The organism is Micromonospora sp. WMMC250, assembly GCF_027460215.1.
In the GTDB taxonomy this organism is placed as follows: Bacteria; Actinomycetota; Actinomycetes; order Mycobacteriales; family Micromonosporaceae; genus Micromonospora; species Micromonospora taraxaci.
In genome coordinates, this window is the sequence record NZ_JAPZBJ010000002.1 from 1,326,964 (window position 1) to 1,345,746 (window position 18,783).

An 18,783-nucleotide genomic window follows, 5' to 3' on the forward strand; every position below is an offset into this window, starting at 1 on the left:
GTCGACCGGCACACCCCAGGGTGGGCCTTCCCCAAAGGTCAAGGTCAAGCCCACGCGGTCCGCTCGTCCGCTGCGAGGGCTCCCACACCGCCGGTAGGTTGGGCGCATGCGCGTCGTCATCGCCGGAGGCCACGGCAAGATCGCCCTGCTGCTGCACCGCCGCCTCACCGAACGCGGCGACACCCCGCTCGGGCTGATCCGCAACCCCGCACAGGCCCAGACCGTACGCGCCGCCGGTGCCACACCCGTCGTCTGCGACCTGGAACACACCGCTGTCGCCGACCTCGCCACGCACCTCACCGACGCCGACGCGGCGATCTTCGCGGCGGGCGCCGGCCCCGGCAGCGGCGCCGCCCGCAAGGACACCGTCGACCGGGCCGCCGCGGCGCTCCTCGCCGACGCCGCCACCCGCGCCGGCGTCCGCCGCTACCTGCTCGTCTCCTCGATGGGCGTGGACGACCCACCCGCCGCCGGCACCGACGACGTGTGGGCGGCGTACCTACGCGCCAAACGCGCCGCCGAGGACGACCTCCGCGACCGCGACCTGGACTGGACGGTCCTGCGACCCGGACGTCTCACCGACGACCCACCCACCGCGGCCGTCACCCTCACCCGGCACGCCGGACACGGCGCCATCAGCCGCGCCGACGTCGCCCACGTCCTCGCCGCGCTCCTCGACGAACCCCGCACCACCGGCGCGACCCTGGAACTCGTCGCCGGCCCCACCCCGATCACCGACGCCGTCCGCGCCGCCGCCACCTGAGCGGGGCCGACGGCGCGCCCCGGCCAGGCCACCGACGTGCCGGCCGCACCAGCACGTGAGCGGTGCCAGCCAGGTCAGCGCTGCTGGTGCCGGGGCAACGCCGACCGGCCCGCCGCAGCACCAGCAGCGAACGGCGCCCCCGGCGTCTCCGCCGCGATCCGGTCCATCGTGCGCGCCAGATGCTCACTGCCGTCGTCGAGATGCCGCGCCGCCGCCTGCATGTGCGACACCATCATCTCGCCGAAGATCCGCAACGCCTCCCGGGTGGCCACCGTGTCGTCGAAGCTCGGCCCCGCCGCGCTGCGGTACTCCGCCACCGCCCGCTCCGCCTCCTGCTTCGCCTCGGCCTCCGCCGCATGCAGGTAGCTCTCGTACTGCACCCGGGCGTACTCGGCCACCCGCCGCGCATAGTCGTGCGCCTGCGCGATGATCTGCTCCGCCTCACGCTGCGCCGCGGACAGCAGATTCACCTCCCGCGCCGCCGGGACCTTCGCCGCCGCACCCGTACTCGGGATCACCCCGTGCCGGTGCAACTCCACCCGGTCGTTCAGCCGCTCGTTCTCCGCCCGCAACGTCGCGATCTGCGTCGCCAACAGGTCCAACTCGTCGGCCACCTGCACCCGGAACCGGTCCACGTCCGTGTTGTCGTAACCACGCCGGGCGAACGACGCGGACCCGAACTCCCACCGCCGGACCCGATCGGCGGTCATCCGCACCTGCACACCGCCGGAAACCTGTATCCCGTCATACCGACTGATCGGGGTCGCGCTCACCTGTTCCCGCCTCCCGAAGTGTCACCGGCGGTGGTGCCCTGCACCGCCGTCCGCCAGGCCGAGCCGTACCACTGCGAACCCAGGCCCTCGTGATGCACCTGACCCGGATGGAAACCCGCCTGGACCAACGTCTGCACCGCGTGTGAAACCATCTCGTCCGACCCACACACGAACACGTGCCGGGAACGCCAGTCACCGTCGGCCAACGCCCGATCCACCGCGTGCACGAACTCCCCCGGCCGGTGCACATCGGCACCCACCACGTACGTCACCGTCAACCACGAGTGCGACGACGCCAACTTGTCGATCGCCTCGCTGTCGTAGAGCTCACTGCGGGAACGAGCCGCCACGTACAGGTCCACCCGCCGGCGGGAACCCTCCGCCGCCACCTGCTCCACCAACGCCTTCACCGGCGCCCAGCCCGTGCCCGCCACCAACAACAGCAGGTCACTCGAACCCGCCGACCACAACGCCAGCCGCTCCCCCACCGGCGCCGCCAGGTGGATCCGATCACCCACCGCCGACCCGTACACCAACCGCGACGACACCGCCCCACCCGGCGCGGCCCGCACGTGGAACTCCAACGTGCCATCCGCCCGGGGCGCGTTCGCCGGCGAGTAGTACCGCCACGACCGCACCGACGGATGCGACACCCCCACCGACTGACCGGGAGTGAACGGCAACAGGTACTGCGGACGCACCGTCAACACCGCCACGTCGAACGCCCGCCGCTCGTGCGCCACGATCTCCGCCACCCACCACGGCGGGTTCACCGCCTCGGCGGCCTGCGCCGCCTCCGTCATCACCTGCGCGACCAACCCGTACGCGGCCGTCCAGTCCGCCGCCAACTCATCGGTCCACTGCTCGGCGAGGAAATGCTGCAACGTCGCCACCAGCGCCTCACCGACCGCCGGGTAGTGCTCCGCACGGACCGCGAACTTACGGTGATCCGCGCCGAGGTCCTGAAGGAAACCCACCAGGTCATCCACCTGGTCCACGTTGGACACGATGTGACCCAACGCGGTCACCAGGCGGTCCCGCTGCCCGGCCATGTTCGTGGGGAACATCTGCCGCGTCTCGGGATGAGACAGGAACAACGTCGAGTAGAAGTAGAGCGGCACCTGGTCACCGTGCGCGGCGACCAACGACCAGCTCTGCTTGAGTCGGGCCGCGTCCACGCTCAGGCGCCCGACCGGTTCTCGCGGGCCACCACCTGGTCCTGCACCTGTCCCAGCACCGTCTGCACATCAGCCAGGATGTCCGACGGAACACCCAACTCGGTCAGCGTCACCGTCAGGTGCTCACCCACCTTCGCGTAGTGCTCCACCGGAATGTTCAACGGCTGATGCGCCTCGGCCAACCCACGCCCGGTGTACTCGTTGGGGCCACCCAGGACCGTGGTCAACATCAACGTCAGATGCCGCCGCTGACCCACCATGTCCACATCGGAGAAGTAACCCGCCAACTCGGGGTCCACGAGCACCTTGTCGTAGAACAGCTCAACCGCCGCCTTGACCGAACTGGCACCACCAATGCGGTCGTAGTGCGAAGCGGGAGCGGTCTCTTCCGTAACCGTCACGGTCGTTCCTTCCGGGGGTGAAGGGTCCAGAACCGTCAGGGACCATAGCGTGTCAAACGCCTCCGGTCAGCGCCCCCGTATCGGGTTCCCGACAATCGACACACACGCTGCGTCACCACTACCGACAGGTAGATCCACAATCGGCCACCGCAACGACACCCAGCGTATCCACAATGGACCGCACCGACTCGACGGCACCCACCACCGTCACCGAGGGTCGCGAGAAAACCAACCGGAAAAAGCCCGGGAAATGGGAACGCTCAGCCGGCCCGCCGCCGCGCTCGCCGCGCCGCCAACTCGTCACCGACCGGATCCGCATCAGACGCCACCGCAGACTCCACCGGGCCACTCGTCGCCGGCTCCGCCGGCAGATGCGACAACGACCCCTGGATCTCCTTGAAAGCCCCACCGATCGCGATCCCGAAAACGCCCTGGCCCCCCTGCAACAGGTCGACCACCTCCTCCGGAGACCGGCACTCATACACCGTCGTCCCATCGGAGATCAGCGTGATCCCGGCCAGATCCTCCACACCACGCGACCGCAACGCCTCGATCGCCTTACGGATGTTCTGCAGAGACACCCCCGCATCCAACAACCGCTTCACGACCTTCAACACCACCAGGTCCCGGAACGAATACAACCGCTGCGTCCCCGAACCCGAAGCGTCGCGAACGCTCGGCACCACAAGCGTCGTCCGCGCCCAGTAATCCAACTGCCGGTAACTGATGCCCACCGCGTGGCAGGCCGTCACACCCCGGTAGCCAACCGAACCCTCACCCTCGACCGCCACCTGCGGCGACGAGACACCCGGCTCAACCCACTCTCGACCCGGATCGGAATCCTGCGGCTCGTGCATCCGGACAACCTCCCCGTCAGTGCGGTGACGCGTCGTTTCCGGGACGCGCACCCCTCGACACGGCAACCCTATAGCCACCTTCAGGGGTTACCACGGAGGAACCGACGCGACACGCCGCGCAGTCACCAGGAAAGATCACCAACCGCACCAGGGCATCACCGACCGTCACACCCCAGGCGCAGAGCCCAGAAACACCTCAGCCCGCGAAATCCTCCGGACGCACCTGGTCCAGGAACTCGCGGAACTTCTCCACCTCGTCCTCCTGCTCATCAGGGATAACGATCCCCGCCTCGCTGAGGACCTGCTCCGAACAACGAATCGGCGCACCGACACGCAACGCCAACGCGATCGAATCGCTCGGCCGCGCCGACACCCGCACCCCATCACCGATCAACAGATCCGCGTAGAACACGTTCTCCTTGAGCTCGGTGATCTCCACCGCCTGCAAGGGCGCCTTCAACGCCGCCAACACATCCCGCAGAAGATCATGGGTCAACGGCCGGGCCGGCTTGACCCCCTGCTGCTCGTAAGCGATAGCCGTCGCCTCGACCGCACCGATCCAGATCGGCAGATAGCGGTCCCCCTCGACCTCCCTGAGCAGGACGATCGGCTGGTTGCTAGGCAACTCCACCCGAACTCCGACCACGCTCAGCTCGCGCACCGCCGCCTCCGTGTCGTTGTCACCTACGCCGCACCGCGCCCTTCCCTGCACGGTACACGGACCGCGACACGGCCGTCCCATGCGCTACAGCACCACGCCCGCGCCAGAAAGGGGTTACCCCGGCAAGCCTACGGCACGCTTCCCGGAAGAGATCTTTCCGCTCAGCCACCGCCCACCGGGCACCATCAACGACCCAACGTCGACCGCAGACCCACCCGCACCAACGCCGCGTGCAACTGCTCCGACAACGCCACCAACTCCCGCGCCGTCTCCGCAGCCCGCGCCCGCGCCGCCGGATCACTCTGCCGCGCCAACGGCGCCACCAACTGCGCGAACAAACCAACCTCACGGTCCGCCGCAGTCCGATAACCCCGCAGATGCCGCGGCTCCAACCCGTACGACGCCAACCCCGCCACCGCCGACGCGATGATCAGAGCATCCCCGTCATACCAACCCGGCGGATCCGACACCAGCACACCGAGCCGCTCCAACTCCACCAACGTCGACTCGTCGATCCCACTACGCGCCACCAGGTCCGCCCGGCCGAGCCGCACCTGCGACGACTCGGCCGGCTCCGACTCACGACCCGGCACCTCACCATCAGGACCAACCGCCACCAACGCCGGCCGCGACCTCTCCGGCTGCTCACCGGACGAATCCCACTGCGCCAACTGCTCACGGATCACCCGCAACGGCAGATACCGGTCCCGCTGCGCGGTCAACACGAACCGCAACCGCGCCACATCGTCCCAGCTGTACTTCCGGTAACCCGCCGCCGTCCGCTGCGGCTCCACCAGCCCTTCGGCCTCGAGAAACCGCAACTTCGAAATCGTGGTGTCCGGGAAATCCACCCGCAACTGCCCGAGCACCTCACCGATGCTCATCAGCGGCTGAGACCGGGCCGCACCGGGTGACGTGGAGGCCGCAGGCTCGTTCACCCCCGGCCGGCCTCCTCCTCCGGGCGCGGACCGGCGATGAACACCACTCGGAACTTACCGATCTGAACCTCGTCACCATTGCTCAACGTGGCCGCCTCGACGCGCTCACGATTCACGTACGTGCCATTCAAGCTGCCCACGTCCCGCACCGTGAAAGTGCCACCGTCACGGTGGAACTCCGCGTGCCGACGCGACACCGTCACGTCATCGAGGAAGATGTCACTGTCCGGATGCCGGCCACTGGTCGTCACATCGTGGTCCAACAAGAACCGGGCACCCGCATTCGGACCTCGACGAACCACCAGCAGCGCCATACCGGGCGGCAACGAACCGGACATCCGGCTCGGCACCACATCGGTGTCCGGCCCCTCCAGCACTTCGTCGAGCGAACCGAGATTGAGCGTCGAAGTGACGTCGAGCGGGGGGAACTCGTCGTCTGGCCGCGTCATGGGACCACCTCACGGATCTGTTCGGTCGGCGTCGGGTAATGGCGGGTCTGGCCGCCGGGCACATGCACACCCGGCGGCTGGCTCCCCGTGCCCGGGAAGGCAATTCCGCAACGCTCAACTATTTGGGTTCTCGGTCGACTGGGCGAGCCTAGCCAGCGCCGAAATGCAGGGCAACCGGACGCGCGCACACAGCCCACGCACCGGAACAAGCTCACTCAGCCTTCGGTGATCTTCTGATACGCGCCCGCCGTCAGCAACCCATCCGTCGCCGTCGGATCATTCGGCGTGATCTCCACCAACCAACCCTCACCGTACGGATCAGTGTTGATCAGCTCAGGCGTGTCACCCAACGCCTCGTTACGGGCCGCAACCGTACCCGCGACCGGCGCGTAGATCTCCGACACGCTCTTGGTCGACTCGATCTCACCCAACGAGTCACCGGCCGCGACCACCGAACCCGCCTCGGGCAACTGCACGTACACGATGTCACCCAGCGCGTCCTGCGCGAAGTGCGTGATGCCGACCCGGATCACACCCGTGCCGTCACCCGCCACCCACTCATGCTCGGCGGTGTATCGCAGATCCTCAGGAATCACCAGACGTGTCCTTCATCCATCGGTGCCCCGGACCACCCGGGTCCGGCGCGGCCGCGCCGGTCAGGAGACCGGACGGGCGTGTTCCAACTTGATCGGCACGTGCAGCGCCGAAACCTCGGCAACCTCACGCTCCCCAAACGTCACGTTACCGCCGCCACCCCGAACCGACGCCACCACCCCACCAGGAATGTTCAACGCCGTACGCATCGTCGCCGGATCACCGATCACCGTGATCGTGTACGGCCCCGTCAACCGACGCCCCTCCACCACCAACGACCCGTTGTCCCCGTCGAGGAAATACGTCGACGCGATGATCCGCACCGTCGCCCGGTCACCACCGGAGATCTGCATCGCCTCGGCACCCGCACCCCGCAGCTCCTGCACCGCGTCCAACACCCGGTTCGCCGTGATCGGCTTGACACCGGAATCGAACTGAACAGTCAGACCCGGGCCCACCGCCGGCAACGTACCCGCCAGGATCCCCAACTCGTCGGCCCGCCGCGTCGCCTCGTCCAACGCCGCCTGACGACCCTGCTCACCCGACTGCAACTGCCGCTGGCTGTCCTCCAGAGCACGGATGTCCTGCTGAAGACGACTCTCCCGCGCATCCAGGTCCGACAGGATCCGGACCAGGTCCTCCTGCCGCGTCGCCGCCAACGTCGGGTCCTTCGACGTCGTCTTCAACTGCACGACCAACGTGAAACCCAGCAACACCAACAACGCCACGATCATCACCCCGGCAGCACTCAACCGGGACCGACCACCCACCACCGGCGTCGACTCCCCCACCGGCTCCGCCAGCCCGTCAGAGCTCCCCACCGCGTCGGTCGACCCGTCGGAACGCTCCGCCGGCTCCCCCGACCGCGACACGGCCCTCAGGTCCACCGTCGCACCGTCGTCGACCGGCTCCACCGCAGGCTCATCACCCGACTCCGGCTCCGCGGGCTCACCCTGCGGCGCCAACGGGCTCAACTCGTCCGGATCCGGCGCGTCCGGCCGCGGATCAGGCTCACCCGCCGGCCCACCCGGCCGCGCCGGACCCGCCGGCTGCGGCCACCCCGTCCCCGTGTCGGTCTGCTCGTCACTCATCGCAACCAACCTACGCCCGGAACAGGTGCCGGCGGATCGCCGCCACGTTGCCGAAGATACGCACACCCAACACGACGACCACACCGGTGGACAACTGCCCGCCCACCCCCAACTGGTCACCCAGATACACGATCAGACCGGCGACCAGCACGTTCGAGATGAACGACACCACGAACTGCTTGTCGTCGAAGATGCGGTCCAACCGCGCCCGCACACCACCGAACACCGCGTCCAACGCGGCCACCACCGCGATCGGCAGGTACGGCTGCAACGCCGCCGGCACCGCGGGATCAAGCACCACACCGAGCACCACACCGGCGAGCAACGCCAGCACCGCGATCATCGGCCACCTCCGGAGGGGCTAACTGTCGTCGTCGGACCGGACGACCCAGGACTGCCGGACCGGACACCCGACGCGGAAGGGCTCGGACTGACCGACGGCTTGGCGTAGCGTAGCTGCGGCTCCGCAGCCGCCGGCAGGGTGAGGTCGTCCGACTCCCGCACACCGAACGACAAACCGGTCTTCTGCGCGACCTCCCGCATCAGCGCCGCGTTCCGACTCGCCTCGAACTTGCGCCGCATCGAACCCGGACCGATCGCCGACACCTCGTACGGCCCGGTCACCGGCCGGAAGTCCACCAACATCGCCTCACCCGCCGACCTGATCGTCGACGTCGACGTCAACCGCTGCCCGTTGATAGCGATCGCCTCCGCGCCGGCACTCCACAACGCGTTGGCCACCCCCTGCAGGTCGCTGTACAGCACCCGCGGCGGACCGGCACCGGCGCCGGTCACCGCATCCGCGTTGTCCGGCGCGTCCGCCAACCGCACCACCACACCGTCGCCGCGCACCCGACCCAGGCCCGTACTCGCCTCCAGGTTGCGCAGCCGAGCCGCCGCCGACCCGCTCAACGCCGCGTCCCGCTGCCGGCTGACCTCCTCGCGCAACTGGTCGGCCCGCGTCGACAGCCGGTCGGTCTGGCTCTCCCGCTCCTTGATCTGCGTCACCAGACCGGAACGGGCCTGGCTGCGCCCCGGCTCGTCCGCCATCGTCTGCCGGTACGCGACCGCGAACAGGAAGCCGAGCATCACCACCACGACGAGGCTGACCGTCCGCGACGACCGCGCCCGCCAACCCCGCACCGGCCCGGACTCCGCCGACCGCCGACGGGCGGCCGCCGCGTCCGCGTACCCCGGATCCAACGGGTTGCGGAACAGCTCGGTGAGGAAGTCCGGCGCGTACACCCGGTCCTGACCGGGCTTCCCGAGCCGCGGCGCGCTCACGCCGCCGCCCCCGGGCCGCGGGCCGCGCGCACCAACCGGGCCGCCTGTACGACGTACATCGCGCCGGCCACCCAGTAGAGCACCAGCCCCCACCAGGCCAGCCCCCAACCGATCGCGGCGGTCGCCGTCGCCGCCGCGCTCCACTCGGTCGCCAGCAGCAGCACCGGGAAGGCCGCGAGGAGCAGGAACGTCGCTGTCTTACCCACGTAGTGCACCGGCGGCGGCCCGTACCCGTAGCGACGCAGCACCGCCAGGGAGCCGAGCAGGAGCACCTCGCGGGCCAGCAGCGCCGCGGTGAACTGCCACGGCACCACCTCGCGCGCGGTGAAGGCGATCAGGGTGGCGAGGATGTAGAGCCGGTCGGCGAGGGGGTCGAGCAGCTCGCCGAGCCGGCTCACCTGGCGTAGGCGGCGGGCTATCCAACCGTCGACCCAGTCGGTGGTGCCGCCGATGGCGAGCACGACGATCGCCGCCACGTCGGCCCGGCTGACCAGGAAGAGGTAGAGGAAGAGCGGTACGCCCAGCAACCGCCCGAAGCTGATCAGGTTGGGCAGGGTGAGCACCTGGTTGCCGGGAGTCTGGTCACCGGTGTCCGGCGGTTGCTCTGCCCGAGCCGGCCGACGCGACACCGATCCTCCTTGACGGCACGTGACCCCCAGCCGACGGCGGGCGTGGCTGAGGGGCGTACGCGTTGTCGGGCCGGCCACCGCCGGCTCCCCCTGCGGCCCCGGGCGGGGCCCCTCCCCTGACGCGGCCCGCGATCTCGATGATCGCGGGCCGGCTAAGTGCGCTGTCACTATATCGGGCTTCCGCCTGGCCCCTGGGGTGCTGCCGCGCGGCATCCGGTGCGGCATTGCCGCACTGTGGTGTGGATCACCACGCGTAGAGCGTCCTAGGATACTAGTGGAGACTGGGCCCCGCTCATGCGGTCTGCGCCGCGGGATCGTTCTGCTGCTCGGGCACCGGCTGCGTCGCCGCCCGGGCGAACCCGACCAACGCCAACAACAGATCGTGCTGCATCCGCGTCGGCATCCGATCCAACACGGTCTGCACCGCACGCCGCCGCCGCTCCGCCAACTCCTCCAGCAGGGTCAGCGCGGCCGAGGTCGGCAGCAGCCGCACCTCGCGACGGTCCCGTGGATCGGCCACCCGGCGCAACAACCCGGTCGCCTCCAACCGGTCGCAGAGACGGCTCGCCGACGAGGGCACCACGTCCAGCAGCTCAGCCAACCCGTTGACGTTGGTCTCCTGCCGGCTGCTGATCAGCATCAGCACCCGCAACTGGGTGGGCGGCAACTGGTGTCGCGACGCTGCCGAATCGAGGACGGCGATCAGCGTCTCGGCAGCGGCGTTGATCGCCGCGGCGAGATCCGCAGGTCGCTCCACCCGATGTCCCCTGCCGTCGTCACGCTGCTGGCCACCCGGCGCAGCGGCGGCCCTCACCCGCTGCCCCGCTCACGTGGACCCCGCCAGTCCAGACAGACCACGACGGCATCGTCCCGCAGATCGGACTCCGCGTGGTAGGCGTGCAGCTCGCGCATCACCGTACCAACCGCCTCGGCCGCCGGCTGCAACCGCGTGGCGCGCAGGGAACGCGCCATCACGCGCTGCCCGTACGGCTCCTGACCCGGCGGCTCGGCGGCCCACACCCCGTCGCTGACCACGAAGAGACGATCACCCGGTTCGAGGCGCAACTCCTGCAACTCGTAGCGGGTCTCCGCGAACATCCCCAACGGCAACTGCTGGTCCAGCTTGATCTGCTCCACCACGGACCCCCGCATCCGCAGCAGGTGCGGGGAACCGGCGTCGACCGCCCGTACCTGCCCGGTGCGGGTGTCCACCTCAAGCAGCAGAGTGGCCACGTACCGCTGACCCCGGTGCTGGTAAAAGACCGTGTCCGAGGCCAACTCGGCCTGCTCCACCAGGCCACCGCCGGACCGTCGCGCGTTGCGCATCGCGTTGACGGTGACCGAGGTCAGCATCGACGCGGCCAGACCGTTGCCCTCGCCGTTGAGCACCGTCAGCGTGAGACGGTCACCGTCCAGGGACCAGTCGAAGTGGTCACCTCCCACGGTGTACGCCGGCTCCAGCTGGCCGGCCAGGTCGAACGCCTGGTGCGCCACGCTGCGACCGGGCAGCAGGTCCCACTGCATCTCGGCGGCCATCGTGAGTCGCTCGCGACGGCGTGCCCGCCGGTAACGGTCGGTCTCCCGGTCGGCCGCGCGCATCGCCACCGCGAGGGCGCCGGCGACGTCCGTGGCGCGGCCGGTGACCGCCGGACCGGGCACGTCGGGAAGCTCGATCAACAGCACACCCAGCCGCTCCCCCCACACCGTGAGCGGCAGGTACAGCCGGCAGGGACCCTCGCCGTCGCGCACCGGCTGCTGGCTGCTGAAACAGCGCTGTGCCACGGTGTGACAGGCCAGGAAACCCGCCGCCGGCAGGTCCGGATCCAGCAGCGGCCACAGCCCGCTGATCCGGTAGTCGGCGACGAACACGTCGGTGCGCAGCGCACCCATCGTCGACCGGATCACCCGGTCCGCCGCCTCCGCCAGTTGGTCGGGCGGGGCGTCGCGCAGCGCGCGCGACACCACGTCCGGCACGTCCGCCATGGTCGTCCTCTCGAGAAGCTTGCTACAGGGCAAGCATCATACGGACGCCCCCGGACGCCACATCGGCGCGGTCAGTCGCCGCCCCGGGCCGCGAGCACGCCGTGGAACGCGTCGGGCACCTGGGCCGGCGGACCCTCCGGCCGCCAGTCGGTGACGGGCACGATTCCGTCCGCCGTCGGCGCCCACCGACCCAGCAGGGGCGCGAACGCCTCCGGTGGACGCATCCGGAACTGCGGGCCCATCATCGCCAGGGCCTGCGGGTAACCCGCCAGTTCCTCGGTGTCGAAGTCCACGGCGAGCAGGCTGCCCGGCGCCGCGGCGGCGTACAACTCGTCGAGCGTACGGGTCAACGTCTCGTCGTCGAGGAACGCGGCGAGGCCCAGGAAGACCACCCCGACGGGCCGTCGACCCCAGCCGGGCACGAACCGGTGCAACTGCGCCGGGTCGATCGTGCCGATGTCGGTAGCGTCACCGAAGCCGTAGCCGGCCCGGTCGCTGCCGGCGAGGATGCTCTGCCCCAGCCGGATGGTGACCGGGTCGACGTCGGTGTAGAGCACCGTCGCGTCGGTGACGACCTCGTGCACGTTGCCCCGCGTGGGCACCCCGGCGCCGAACACCAGGAAACCGTCCACCCCCTGCTCGGCCATCGCCCGCACCGCCCGGCCCAGGAACGCCCGCAGCTCCCGGAACACCGGAGCGCACGGCCCGTACGCCTGCTCGAACGCACTCGCGGCGGCCACGTCGACCGGGAAGTGGTGCTCCCCACCGAGCCAAAAGTCGATCATCCGCGCGGTGCTCGGCTGGTCCGGTTCACCCATCGACGACGCCCCCTCCCCGGCCGGTCGTCGCCAGCGTACCGACCCCGACGCGCTCCGCGGTATCGCGACGCGGAGGCCTCTGAGCCCGCGATACTGACCGCGGGCGGGAGGTGGGCGGTGAACTCGGCGAACAACGCTGCGGTCGTGGTCGGCGTGGACGGTTCGGAGCCGGCGCTGCGGGCCGTACGCCTCGCCGCCGCCGAGGCCGCGCGACGGCACCGACCGCTGCGGGTCGTGCACGGGTTCATCTGGCCGCTACTGCACGTGCCGGTGTCCCCCGCCCCGGGGGCGCCGCCCGGGGGTGGGCTACGCCACCGGGCCGAGGAACTGGTCACGGCAGCGGTGGCCGAGGCCGAGGCGACAGCGCCCGGGCTGACGATCTCCGGTGAGATCATCGACGGCGAGGCGGCCGCCGTGCTGGTGGGTGAGTCCACCACCGCCGCGCTCATCGTGCTCGGCGACCGTGGCCTGGGCGGCTTCTCGGCGCTGGTGGTCGGCTCGGTCGCCGTGCAGGTCGCCGCGTACGCCGACTGTCCGGTGCTGGTGGCCCGCGGCGCGCAACGGCCCGACGAGCCGGTGCTGGCCGCGGTGGACGGCTCGGAAGCCTCCCGCGTCGCGGCCGACTTCGCCGCGGAGACCGCCGTGTCCCGCGGTGTGCCACTGGTGGCGATGCACGCCTACCGGCATCCGGGCAGCAGCGGCCCCGGCGACATGCAACCCCTGGTGTACGACGAGGCGAAGCTGCACGGCGAACAGGAGCGGATGCTCGCCGGCTGGCTGACCGGGGCGACCGAGCGCCACCCGACGGTGCGGCTGACCTGCCGGGCGGTACGCGGACGAACGGGCAGCGTGCTCGCCGACGCGTCCCGCTCCGCCCAACTGGTGGTGGTGGGTGGGCAGGGGCGCGGCGAGGTGACCGGGTTGCTGCTGGGGTCGGTGAGCCAGTCCCTGCTGCACCACGCGCAGTGCCCGGTGGCCGTGGTCCGCGCGCCCCACTGACGCGGGGTTGGCGCGCCGGCAGACGGGTAGACGGCCGCGGTACGCCCAGACCGCCGACGAAGGAGGCAGCAAATGCCAGGACCACGGCCGGGCAGTAACGCGTACGACAAGCAGCGGGCGCGGTTGCGCAACGCGATCGACGACTCCGGACGCCGGGTTCCCGACGGCAAGGCCAACCAGGTCGCGAACCGGATCCTGCAGGAGGATCGCGGCCAACGAGGGGTGGTACGAGGCGACCGCACGTACGGGCCGAAGAGTGAGCGCGAACCGGGCGACCCGAAGTGAGAAGGGTCGACGTGGCCGACGGCGCCATCGCTGGCGCCGTCGGGAGCACCGCGTTGAACGTGGTGAGCTACCTCGACATGGCACTTCGGGGGCGACCGGAGAGCGATGTCCCGCAGGAGACCGTCGACAAGCTGGCCGGATACGCCCACCTGGATCTGGGGTCCGGGGACCGGAGGGCCAACCGCCGCTCCGGTCTCGGGCCCCTGATCGGTTACGGGCTGGGTATCGCCGCGGGTGTCGCGTTCGCGCTCTACGCCGGTGATCGGCGTCAACCACTGCCGGTGGCCACCGGCCTGCTCGGCGCCGGTGTGATGACCATGACGGACGGGTCCATCACCGCCCTGGGGCTCAGCGACCCGCGCACCTGGCGGCGCTCCGACTGGCTCTCCGACATCGTTCCGCACCTCGCGTACGGACTGACGGCCGCCGCCACCTGGAACAGGTTGCGGCGGCCGTCCGGTCGCGGTCGCTGATCAGCGGGTGTCGCTGTCGTCCTCGGCCACCGGCTCACCGGCCGGGCCGTACGGTGACACCTGCCCCCTGGGCACCGGGCGACCGGCGTCGCCGCGCGACGTGCCACGGTTGGCCGGGTGCCCGCCCGGCGCGGGGCCCTTGTTGTCCTGGCTGGTCGCGCCCAGCGCGTTGCGGCGGAGCTCCTGCTGCTGCGGGTTCGTCACGGGGTGTCTCCCTTCCGGGTACGGCAGGCGGCATCGACCGCCTCCACCGCCGGCATACCCGCCCGCCCCGGGGGCATTCCGGCCCGGAGGCGTCGGCGGGACGGCTACCCGGTTCCAAACCGGGTATCAGGGCGGTGTGGGCAACGACCGAACCGTGGTGCGGGTCCTGCTGGACCGGCGCGGCCGCACGTACGCGGAGGAGGCCGGAATTCGGCTCTCCGACCGACCGGGACCGCTGTACCAGCTGCTGGTGCTGACCACCCTGCTGAGCACCCGGATCCGGGCGTGTGTGGCGGTGGACGCCGCGCGGGAGCTGTTCGCGGCGGGCTACCGCACGCCCCAGGCGATGGAGGCGGCCAGTTGGCAGCAGCGCGTCGACGCGCTGGGTCGGGGTCACTACCGCCGCTACGACGAGCGCACCGCGACCATGCTCGGCACCGGGGCCCGGTTGTGCCTGGACCGCTGGCACGGTGACCTGCGACGGCTGCACCGCGAGGCCAAGGGTGACCCGGTCGGCCTGCGCCGGCGGCTCACGGAGTTCCCCGGCATCGGTCCCACCGGCGCGGACATCTACCTGCGCGAAGCCCAGGCGGTCTGGTCGGACGTGCGCCCGTACGCCGACCGGCGGGCCCTGGCCGGGGCGAAGCGGTTGGGTCTGCCGGGTTCCCCGGACCGGCTGGCCGGGCTCGTCGACGAACCGGACTTCGGCCGTCTCGCCTCGGCGCTGGTACGGGTGGCGCTCGGCGAGGAGTCGGCCGGCGAGGTCGCCCGCGTCGCCGCCCGTTGAGCACTCACTTCACCGTCTTGTCTCCCGGACGGGTCAGGTGCCACACCAGCAGGGCGGCGAGCAGTGCCAGGACCACCACCCCGCCGGAGATGCCACGGCCCTCCTCGGGGCTGCGGCCGGCGCTACCGAAGTAGATCACCGCGAGGCCGGCCAGCACCGTGACGAACGTACGCAACCCTCGGTCCTTCACGTATCGCACCGTAACCGGGCTCATTCGGCTTTCATCCGTATTCGAGGGTTTTGTCCCCTGCTCGGGTGACGGTCACCGGTCACTGACGAACCCGCGCAACCGCACCCGACGGACGGCCCGGTCGGCGACCTCCACGACCTCCAGGGTCAACCCGGGCAGGCGCACCGTCTCCCCCGCCTCGCCGGGCAGGTGCCGCAGCCGGGCCAGCACCAACCCCGCCACCGTCGTGTAGTCGCGGGACAACGGGAAACTCAGCCGCACCCCCAGGTCCGGCAGGTCGTGCAGGGGGAAGTCACCGGGCACCAGCAGCGACCCGTCCGGCTCCCGGACGACGCCGTGCACGTCCCGGTCGGTCTCGTCGTACAACTCGCCGACCACCTCGGCCAGCAGGTCCTCCATGGTGACCATGCCGTCGATGCCGCCGTGTTCGTCGACCACCAGGGCCAGTTGCTGGTGCTGCTGCCGGAGCTGCCGCAGCGCGTCGGCGACCGGCAGGGTCACCGGAAGCAGCAGCGGCGACCGGACCCGCTCGCCGACCGAGGCGGCGCCGGCCTGCACCAGGTCACGGATGTGCACGACGCCGAGCACCTCGTCCAACCCTCCGGGACCGGTGACCGGGGCGCGGGACCGCCCGGCGGCGGCGAGCCGACGAACCCCCTCGTCCGCGCCAAGGTCGGCCGGCAACGTCGTCACCTCCCGCCGAGCCACCAGGATCTCCCGCAGCGTGCGACCGGCGATGTCGAACGCCCCGGTCAGGATCTCCCGCTGCTGGGCGGACAGCCCGCGCTGGCTGGCCAGCATCTCCCGCAACTCCTCCTCGGTCATCTCCTCCCGGTTGGCCCGCGGGTCGCCCCCGGCCAGCCGGACGACAGCGTCGGTGGCCCGGCTGAGCAGCCACACCGCCGGCCGGGAAACGCGGGCGAGCAGATCCAGCGGACCGGCGCTCAACAGCGCCCACCGTTCCGCCCGCTGCATGGCCAGCCGCTTCGGGGCCAGCTCGCCGAGCACCAGCGTGACGAACGTCAACAGCACCGTCACCAGCAGCACCGCGGCGGGACGGGCCGCGCCGCCGAGGAACCCGAGCAGGCCGACCAGCGGCTCGGACAGCGACACCGCGGCCGCCGCCGACGCGAGGAAGCCCGCCAGGGTGATACCGAGCTGGATGGTGGCCAGGTAGCGGTTCGGGTCACGGGACAGCTGCACCAACCGGTCGCCGGAACGGCTGCGCCGACCCAACCGTCGCAACTGCCCCTCGCGCAACGTCACCAGCGCCATCTCGCTGCCGGAGAGCGCGGCGTTGACCAGCACGAGGACGGCCACCAGCGCCAACTGCCCGAGCTGGCCACCCATCGCGCACCCCCGTCCGCCGCCTGCTGTCACTCAACCGCAGCGAGGCGCGGCGCGGGCCGGTTTGCGACCGCGCCCCCGCTCAGTCGACCTCCAGGTCGTCCAGCGAGATGGAGTGGGTCATCAGCCACCGGGCCAGCGCCGACATCCCGAACAGCCACAGCGGCACGGACTCCGTGGGCCCGTTCGTGGCGTAGATGGCGAAGCGCAGGTCCGGCGCGCGGTACGCCTCGATCCGCCACTGGTGCTGCCGGTCCCGCCAGACCGCGGAAGGGTCCATGGCGTCACCGTAGGCGACCGGCGCGGACCCGGGGGCGGGTTGCTCAGGTGACGACGATCCGGACGTCGTCGGGCAGTCGTCGGGTCGCGCCGCGACGGTCCAGCAGCTCCAGCAGGGGCACGGCCACCCGACGGGTGGTGTCCAACGCCTGCCGGGCGGCGGAGAGCGTGAACGGCTGCGGCAGCCCCGCCAGCACCCGGACCGCGCCGTCGAGCGCGTCGGGCAGCAGCACCACGTTGTCGGCCAGTCGCAGCAGGGCGCCGGCCCGTACCGCGGCGCCGATCTCCCGGGGGCCCAGACCCAGGTCGACGAGGCGGTCCGCCTCGGGGGCCCGGAACGGCCGGTCGCCGTACTCGGCGCGGACCCGCCGCACGGCCCGGGCCACCGGCTCCGGCAACGCGTCGACGCTCGCCGTCCCGACCCGCCCGGCGTGGATCCGCAGTGGCGGCCGGACCAGCGCCTCGACCAGCACCCGGTCGGGCAGGGCGAGACGCTGACGCAGCGCGTCCAGCGGCATCCCCGGCTCCAACGGGTGGTCCCGGGCGTAGCGGGCGACCTCCTCGGTCACCTGCTCGCCGAGGCGCTGCCAGTGGGCCGGGTCGGCCAACCAGTCGCCGGCCACCGGCGCGGTGTGCACCGGCACACCCATCCGGATCAACGTGCCGGCCCGGACCAGCCGACGGCGGCGCAACTCCCCGGCCAGGTCCGGACGACCGTCCAGCTCCGCCAGAACCTGCGCGCGGGCGGCGGCGGCACCTCGGCGGGCCAGCGGTGGCGGCGCCACGTCCAGCACCCGTACCCCACCTGTGACGTGGTGGCGGCCCGGGTCGCGCAGCAGCGCCCGGTCGCCCACCAGCAGCGGCAACGGGCGGGCCAACCGCAGCCGTACGGTGTCCAGGCCGAGCGGACGGACCCGTACCGGCACCGCCGCCGATCCGACGTGCAGGGTGAGGGTGGCCGGCAGGTCGGCCGCGGGGTCGCCGTTGAGTCGCACGTCGACGAGGTCGGTGCGGTGGAACCGGCCCGGGGTCAGCAGCGCGTCGCCACGGCCGAGTCGGTCACGGGGCGTACCGCGCAGGTTGACCGCCACCCGGGCCACCGCCGGCACCTCCGGTCGGGCCTCCCCCAGGGAGTGCAGGCCGCGGACCCGGACCGGTTCGTCGGCCCCGGCCACCTCCAACTCGTCGCCCACCCGCAGCCGGCCACCGCCGAGGGTGCCGGTGACCACGGTGCCGCTGCCCCGCACGGTGAAGCTTCGGTCCACCCAGAGACGCACCGGGTCGTCCACCGCGGGGGCGGGCACCCGGGCGGCGAGGCCGTCCAGCGCGGTCCGCAGCTCCGGCAGGCCCGCGCCGGTCAGGCCGCTGACGGCCACCGCCGGCACCGCGCCGAGGCTGGTGGCCGCGATCTCGGCCCGGGCGCGGGCCGTGGCCGGCCCCGGGTCGGCGAGGTCCGCGCGGGTCACCGCCAGCAGGCCGTACGCGACACCGAGCGCGTCGAGCGCGGCCAGGTGCTCGGCGGACTGCGGCATCCACCCCTCGTCGGCGGCCACCACGATCAGCGCCGCCGGCACCGGGCCGACGCCGGCGAGCATGTTCGGCACGAACCGCTCGTGCCCGGGTACGTCGACGAAGGCGACAGTGCCGCCGGACGGCAGCGTCGTCCACGCGAAGCCCAGGTCGATGGTCATCCCCCGGCGGCGTTCCTCGGCCCACCGGTCGGGTTCCATCCCGGTCAACGCCCGGACCAGTGTCGACTTGCCGTGGTCGACGTGTCCGGCGGTGGCGACGACGAACACT

At 71.4% G+C, this 18,783-nt stretch carries 25 protein-coding genes; 5 read left to right on the forward strand and 20 right to left on the reverse strand.

All coding sequences use genetic code 11. From position 1 onward, the window contains the following. Window positions 1-106: 106 nt before the first annotated feature. The gene (locus tag O3438_RS05645) at window positions 107-763 is read left to right on the forward strand and encodes an NAD(P)H-binding protein (RefSeq protein ID WP_269678918.1); all 657 of its coding nucleotides are present in this window, start codon (window positions 107-109) and stop codon (window positions 761-763) included. 74 nt (window positions 764-837) lie between these two features. On the opposite strand, the gene O3438_RS05650 is transcribed toward O3438_RS05645, so the two are convergent. From O3438_RS05650 to O3438_RS05720, 15 genes are all read right to left on the reverse strand, one after another. After that, entirely contained in the window at window positions 838-1,536 is a 699-nt protein-coding gene (locus O3438_RS05650; protein WP_269678919.1) for a DivIVA domain-containing protein, read from the reverse strand. Then, window positions 1,533-2,714, reverse strand: coding sequence for a globin domain-containing protein (locus tag O3438_RS05655; RefSeq protein ID WP_269678920.1), 1,182 nt, complete (start codon window positions 2,712-2,714; stop codon window positions 1,533-1,535). The genes O3438_RS05650 and O3438_RS05655 overlap by 4 nt, the downstream gene beginning before the upstream one ends. Before the next feature lie 2 nt (window positions 2,715-2,716). After that, a complete protein-coding gene (locus O3438_RS05660; RefSeq protein ID WP_269678921.1) occupies window positions 2,717-3,115 on the reverse strand; it encodes a group I truncated hemoglobin in 399 nt (132 codons plus the stop codon). Between the two features lie 260 nt (window positions 3,116-3,375). Next, on the reverse strand, window positions 3,376-3,972 hold the full coding sequence (locus O3438_RS05665) for a MerR family transcriptional regulator (protein WP_269678922.1): 597 nt from the start codon (window positions 3,970-3,972) through the stop codon (window positions 3,376-3,378). A gap of 196 nt (window positions 3,973-4,168) precedes the next feature. Next, window positions 4,169-4,633 carry a bifunctional nuclease family protein gene (locus O3438_RS05670; protein WP_088989552.1) on the reverse strand — a complete coding sequence of 155 codons (465 nt, stop codon included), beginning with the start codon at window positions 4,631-4,633 and terminating at the stop codon, window positions 4,169-4,171. Between the two features lie 185 nt (window positions 4,634-4,818). Further along, window positions 4,819-5,517: a transcriptional regulator FtsR gene (ftsR, locus tag O3438_RS05675; RefSeq protein ID WP_269683577.1), complete on the reverse strand. Its 699-nt coding sequence runs from the start codon at window positions 5,515-5,517 to the stop codon at window positions 4,819-4,821. A 50-nt stretch (window positions 5,518-5,567) separates the two neighbouring features. Next, window positions 5,568-6,020 carry an oxoglutarate dehydrogenase inhibitor Odhl gene (odhI, locus tag O3438_RS05680; RefSeq protein WP_007071101.1) on the reverse strand — a complete coding sequence of 151 codons (453 nt, stop codon included), beginning with the start codon at window positions 6,018-6,020 and terminating at the stop codon, window positions 5,568-5,570. A 215-nt stretch (window positions 6,021-6,235) separates the two neighbouring features. After that, complete coding sequence (gcvH, locus tag O3438_RS05685) at window positions 6,236-6,616, reverse strand: glycine cleavage system protein GcvH (RefSeq protein WP_088989550.1); 381 nt, start codon at window positions 6,614-6,616, stop codon at window positions 6,236-6,238. 60 nt (window positions 6,617-6,676) lie between these two features. Continuing rightward, window positions 6,677-7,705: a DUF881 domain-containing protein gene (locus O3438_RS05690; RefSeq protein WP_269678923.1), complete on the reverse strand. Its 1,029-nt coding sequence runs from the start codon at window positions 7,703-7,705 to the stop codon at window positions 6,677-6,679. A 10-nt stretch (window positions 7,706-7,715) separates the two neighbouring features. After that, window positions 7,716-8,048 (reverse strand): small basic family protein, encoded by a 333-nt coding sequence (locus tag O3438_RS05695; RefSeq protein WP_088989548.1) that lies wholly within the window; start codon window positions 8,046-8,048, stop codon window positions 7,716-7,718. Then, the gene (locus tag O3438_RS05700; protein WP_269678924.1) at window positions 8,045-8,989 is read right to left on the reverse strand and encodes a DUF881 domain-containing protein; all 945 of its coding nucleotides are present in this window, start codon (window positions 8,987-8,989) and stop codon (window positions 8,045-8,047) included. Before O3438_RS05700 ends, O3438_RS05695 begins: the two co-directional genes overlap by 4 nt. Continuing rightward, window positions 8,986-9,618 carry a CDP-alcohol phosphatidyltransferase family protein gene (locus O3438_RS05705; protein ID WP_269678925.1) on the reverse strand — a complete coding sequence of 211 codons (633 nt, stop codon included), beginning with the start codon at window positions 9,616-9,618 and terminating at the stop codon, window positions 8,986-8,988. The genes O3438_RS05700 and O3438_RS05705 overlap by 4 nt, the downstream gene beginning before the upstream one ends. Window positions 9,619-9,910: 292 nt before the next feature. Further along, window positions 9,911-10,375, reverse strand: coding sequence for a MarR family winged helix-turn-helix transcriptional regulator (locus tag O3438_RS05710; protein WP_269678926.1), 465 nt, complete (start codon window positions 10,373-10,375; stop codon window positions 9,911-9,913). Window positions 10,376-10,428: 53 nt separating this feature from the next. Next, window positions 10,429-11,601, reverse strand: coding sequence for a PP2C family protein-serine/threonine phosphatase (locus O3438_RS05715; protein WP_269678927.1), 1,173 nt, complete (start codon window positions 11,599-11,601; stop codon window positions 10,429-10,431). Window positions 11,602-11,672: 71 nt separating this feature from the next. After that, window positions 11,673-12,419: an SAM-dependent methyltransferase gene (locus tag O3438_RS05720; RefSeq protein WP_269678928.1), complete on the reverse strand. Its 747-nt coding sequence runs from the start codon at window positions 12,417-12,419 to the stop codon at window positions 11,673-11,675. Between the two features lie 117 nt (window positions 12,420-12,536). Between O3438_RS05720 and O3438_RS05725 the strand changes: the two genes are divergently transcribed. The 3 genes from O3438_RS05725 to O3438_RS05735 all read left to right on the forward strand — a co-directional run bounded on the left by O3438_RS05725 (window position 12,537) and on the right by O3438_RS05735 (window position 14,176). Continuing rightward, window positions 12,537-13,418 carry a universal stress protein gene (locus O3438_RS05725; RefSeq protein ID WP_269678929.1) on the forward strand — a complete coding sequence of 294 codons (882 nt, stop codon included), beginning with the start codon at window positions 12,537-12,539 and terminating at the stop codon, window positions 13,416-13,418. Between the two features lie 72 nt (window positions 13,419-13,490). After that, window positions 13,491-13,703, forward strand: coding sequence for a phosphatidylethanolamine-binding protein (locus tag O3438_RS05730; RefSeq protein WP_088989541.1), 213 nt, complete (start codon window positions 13,491-13,493; stop codon window positions 13,701-13,703). Then, window positions 13,700-14,176: a hypothetical protein gene (locus O3438_RS05735; protein ID WP_269678930.1), complete on the forward strand. Its 477-nt coding sequence runs from the start codon at window positions 13,700-13,702 to the stop codon at window positions 14,174-14,176. Before O3438_RS05730 ends, O3438_RS05735 begins: the two co-directional genes overlap by 4 nt. Here O3438_RS05735 and O3438_RS05740 read toward each other — a convergent pair whose 3' ends face one another. After that, window positions 14,177-14,380: a hypothetical protein gene (locus tag O3438_RS05740; protein ID WP_088989539.1), complete on the reverse strand. Its 204-nt coding sequence runs from the start codon at window positions 14,378-14,380 to the stop codon at window positions 14,177-14,179. It abuts the gene before it with no gap. Window positions 14,381-14,516: 136 nt separating this feature from the next. On the opposite strand from O3438_RS05740, the gene O3438_RS05745 reads away from it, so the two are divergent. Continuing rightward, window positions 14,517-15,167 (forward strand): hypothetical protein, encoded by a 651-nt coding sequence (locus tag O3438_RS05745; RefSeq protein ID WP_269678931.1) that lies wholly within the window; start codon window positions 14,517-14,519, stop codon window positions 15,165-15,167. Window positions 15,168-15,171: 4 nt separating this feature from the next. Here the strand turns inward: O3438_RS05745 and O3438_RS05750 are convergent, their stop codons facing one another. From O3438_RS05750 to selB, 4 genes are all read right to left on the reverse strand, one after another. Then, window positions 15,172-15,357: a hypothetical protein gene (locus O3438_RS05750; RefSeq protein ID WP_036410487.1), complete on the reverse strand. Its 186-nt coding sequence runs from the start codon at window positions 15,355-15,357 to the stop codon at window positions 15,172-15,174. Window positions 15,358-15,429: 72 nt separating this feature from the next. Next, window positions 15,430-16,707, reverse strand: a complete 1,278-nt coding sequence (locus O3438_RS05755; RefSeq protein WP_269678932.1) for a hemolysin family protein — start codon at window positions 16,705-16,707, stop codon at window positions 15,430-15,432. 79 nt (window positions 16,708-16,786) lie between these two features. Next, window positions 16,787-16,984, reverse strand: coding sequence for a hypothetical protein (locus tag O3438_RS05760; protein ID WP_088989536.1), 198 nt, complete (start codon window positions 16,982-16,984; stop codon window positions 16,787-16,789). A gap of 43 nt (window positions 16,985-17,027) precedes the next feature. Beyond that, window positions 17,028-18,782 (reverse strand): selenocysteine-specific translation elongation factor, encoded by a 1,755-nt coding sequence (selB, locus tag O3438_RS05765; protein ID WP_269678933.1) that lies wholly within the window; start codon window positions 18,780-18,782, stop codon window positions 17,028-17,030. Window position 18,783 lies beyond the last annotated feature (1 nt).

Bases quoted from the DNA above. Each gene is read 5' to 3' on its own strand.
- O3438_RS05760 (WP_088989536.1), bottom strand. From the start codon at position 16,984: ATGGACCCTTCCGCGGTCTGGCGGGACCGGCAGCACCAGTGGCGGATC.
- ftsR (WP_269683577.1), bottom strand. From the start codon at position 5,517: ATGAGCATCGGTGAGGTGCTCGGGCAGTTGCGGGTGGATTTCCCGGAC.
- O3438_RS05690 (WP_269678923.1), bottom strand. From the start codon at position 7,705: ATGAGTGACGAGCAGACCGACACGGGGACGGGGTGGCCGCAGCCGGCG.
- O3438_RS05720 (WP_269678928.1), bottom strand. From the start codon at position 12,419: ATGGGTGAACCGGACCAGCCGAGCACCGCGCGGATGATCGACTTTTGG.
- O3438_RS05715 (WP_269678927.1), bottom strand. From the start codon at position 11,601: ATGGCGGACGTGCCGGACGTGGTGTCGCGCGCGCTGCGCGACGCCCCG.
- odhI (WP_007071101.1), bottom strand. From the start codon at position 6,020: ATGACGCGGCCAGACGACGAGTTCCCCCCGCTCGACGTCACTTCGACG.
- O3438_RS05665 (WP_269678922.1), bottom strand. From the start codon at position 3,972: ATGCACGAGCCGCAGGATTCCGATCCGGGTCGAGAGTGGGTTGAGCCG.
- O3438_RS05755 (WP_269678932.1), bottom strand. From the start codon at position 16,707: ATGGGTGGCCAGCTCGGGCAGTTGGCGCTGGTGGCCGTCCTCGTGCTG.
- O3438_RS05695 (WP_088989548.1), bottom strand. From the start codon at position 8,048: ATGATCGCGGTGCTGGCGTTGCTCGCCGGTGTGGTGCTCGGTGTGGTG.
- O3438_RS05730 (WP_088989541.1), top strand. From the start codon at position 13,491: ATGCCAGGACCACGGCCGGGCAGTAACGCGTACGACAAGCAGCGGGCG.
- O3438_RS05645 (WP_269678918.1), top strand. From the start codon at position 107: ATGCGCGTCGTCATCGCCGGAGGCCACGGCAAGATCGCCCTGCTGCTG.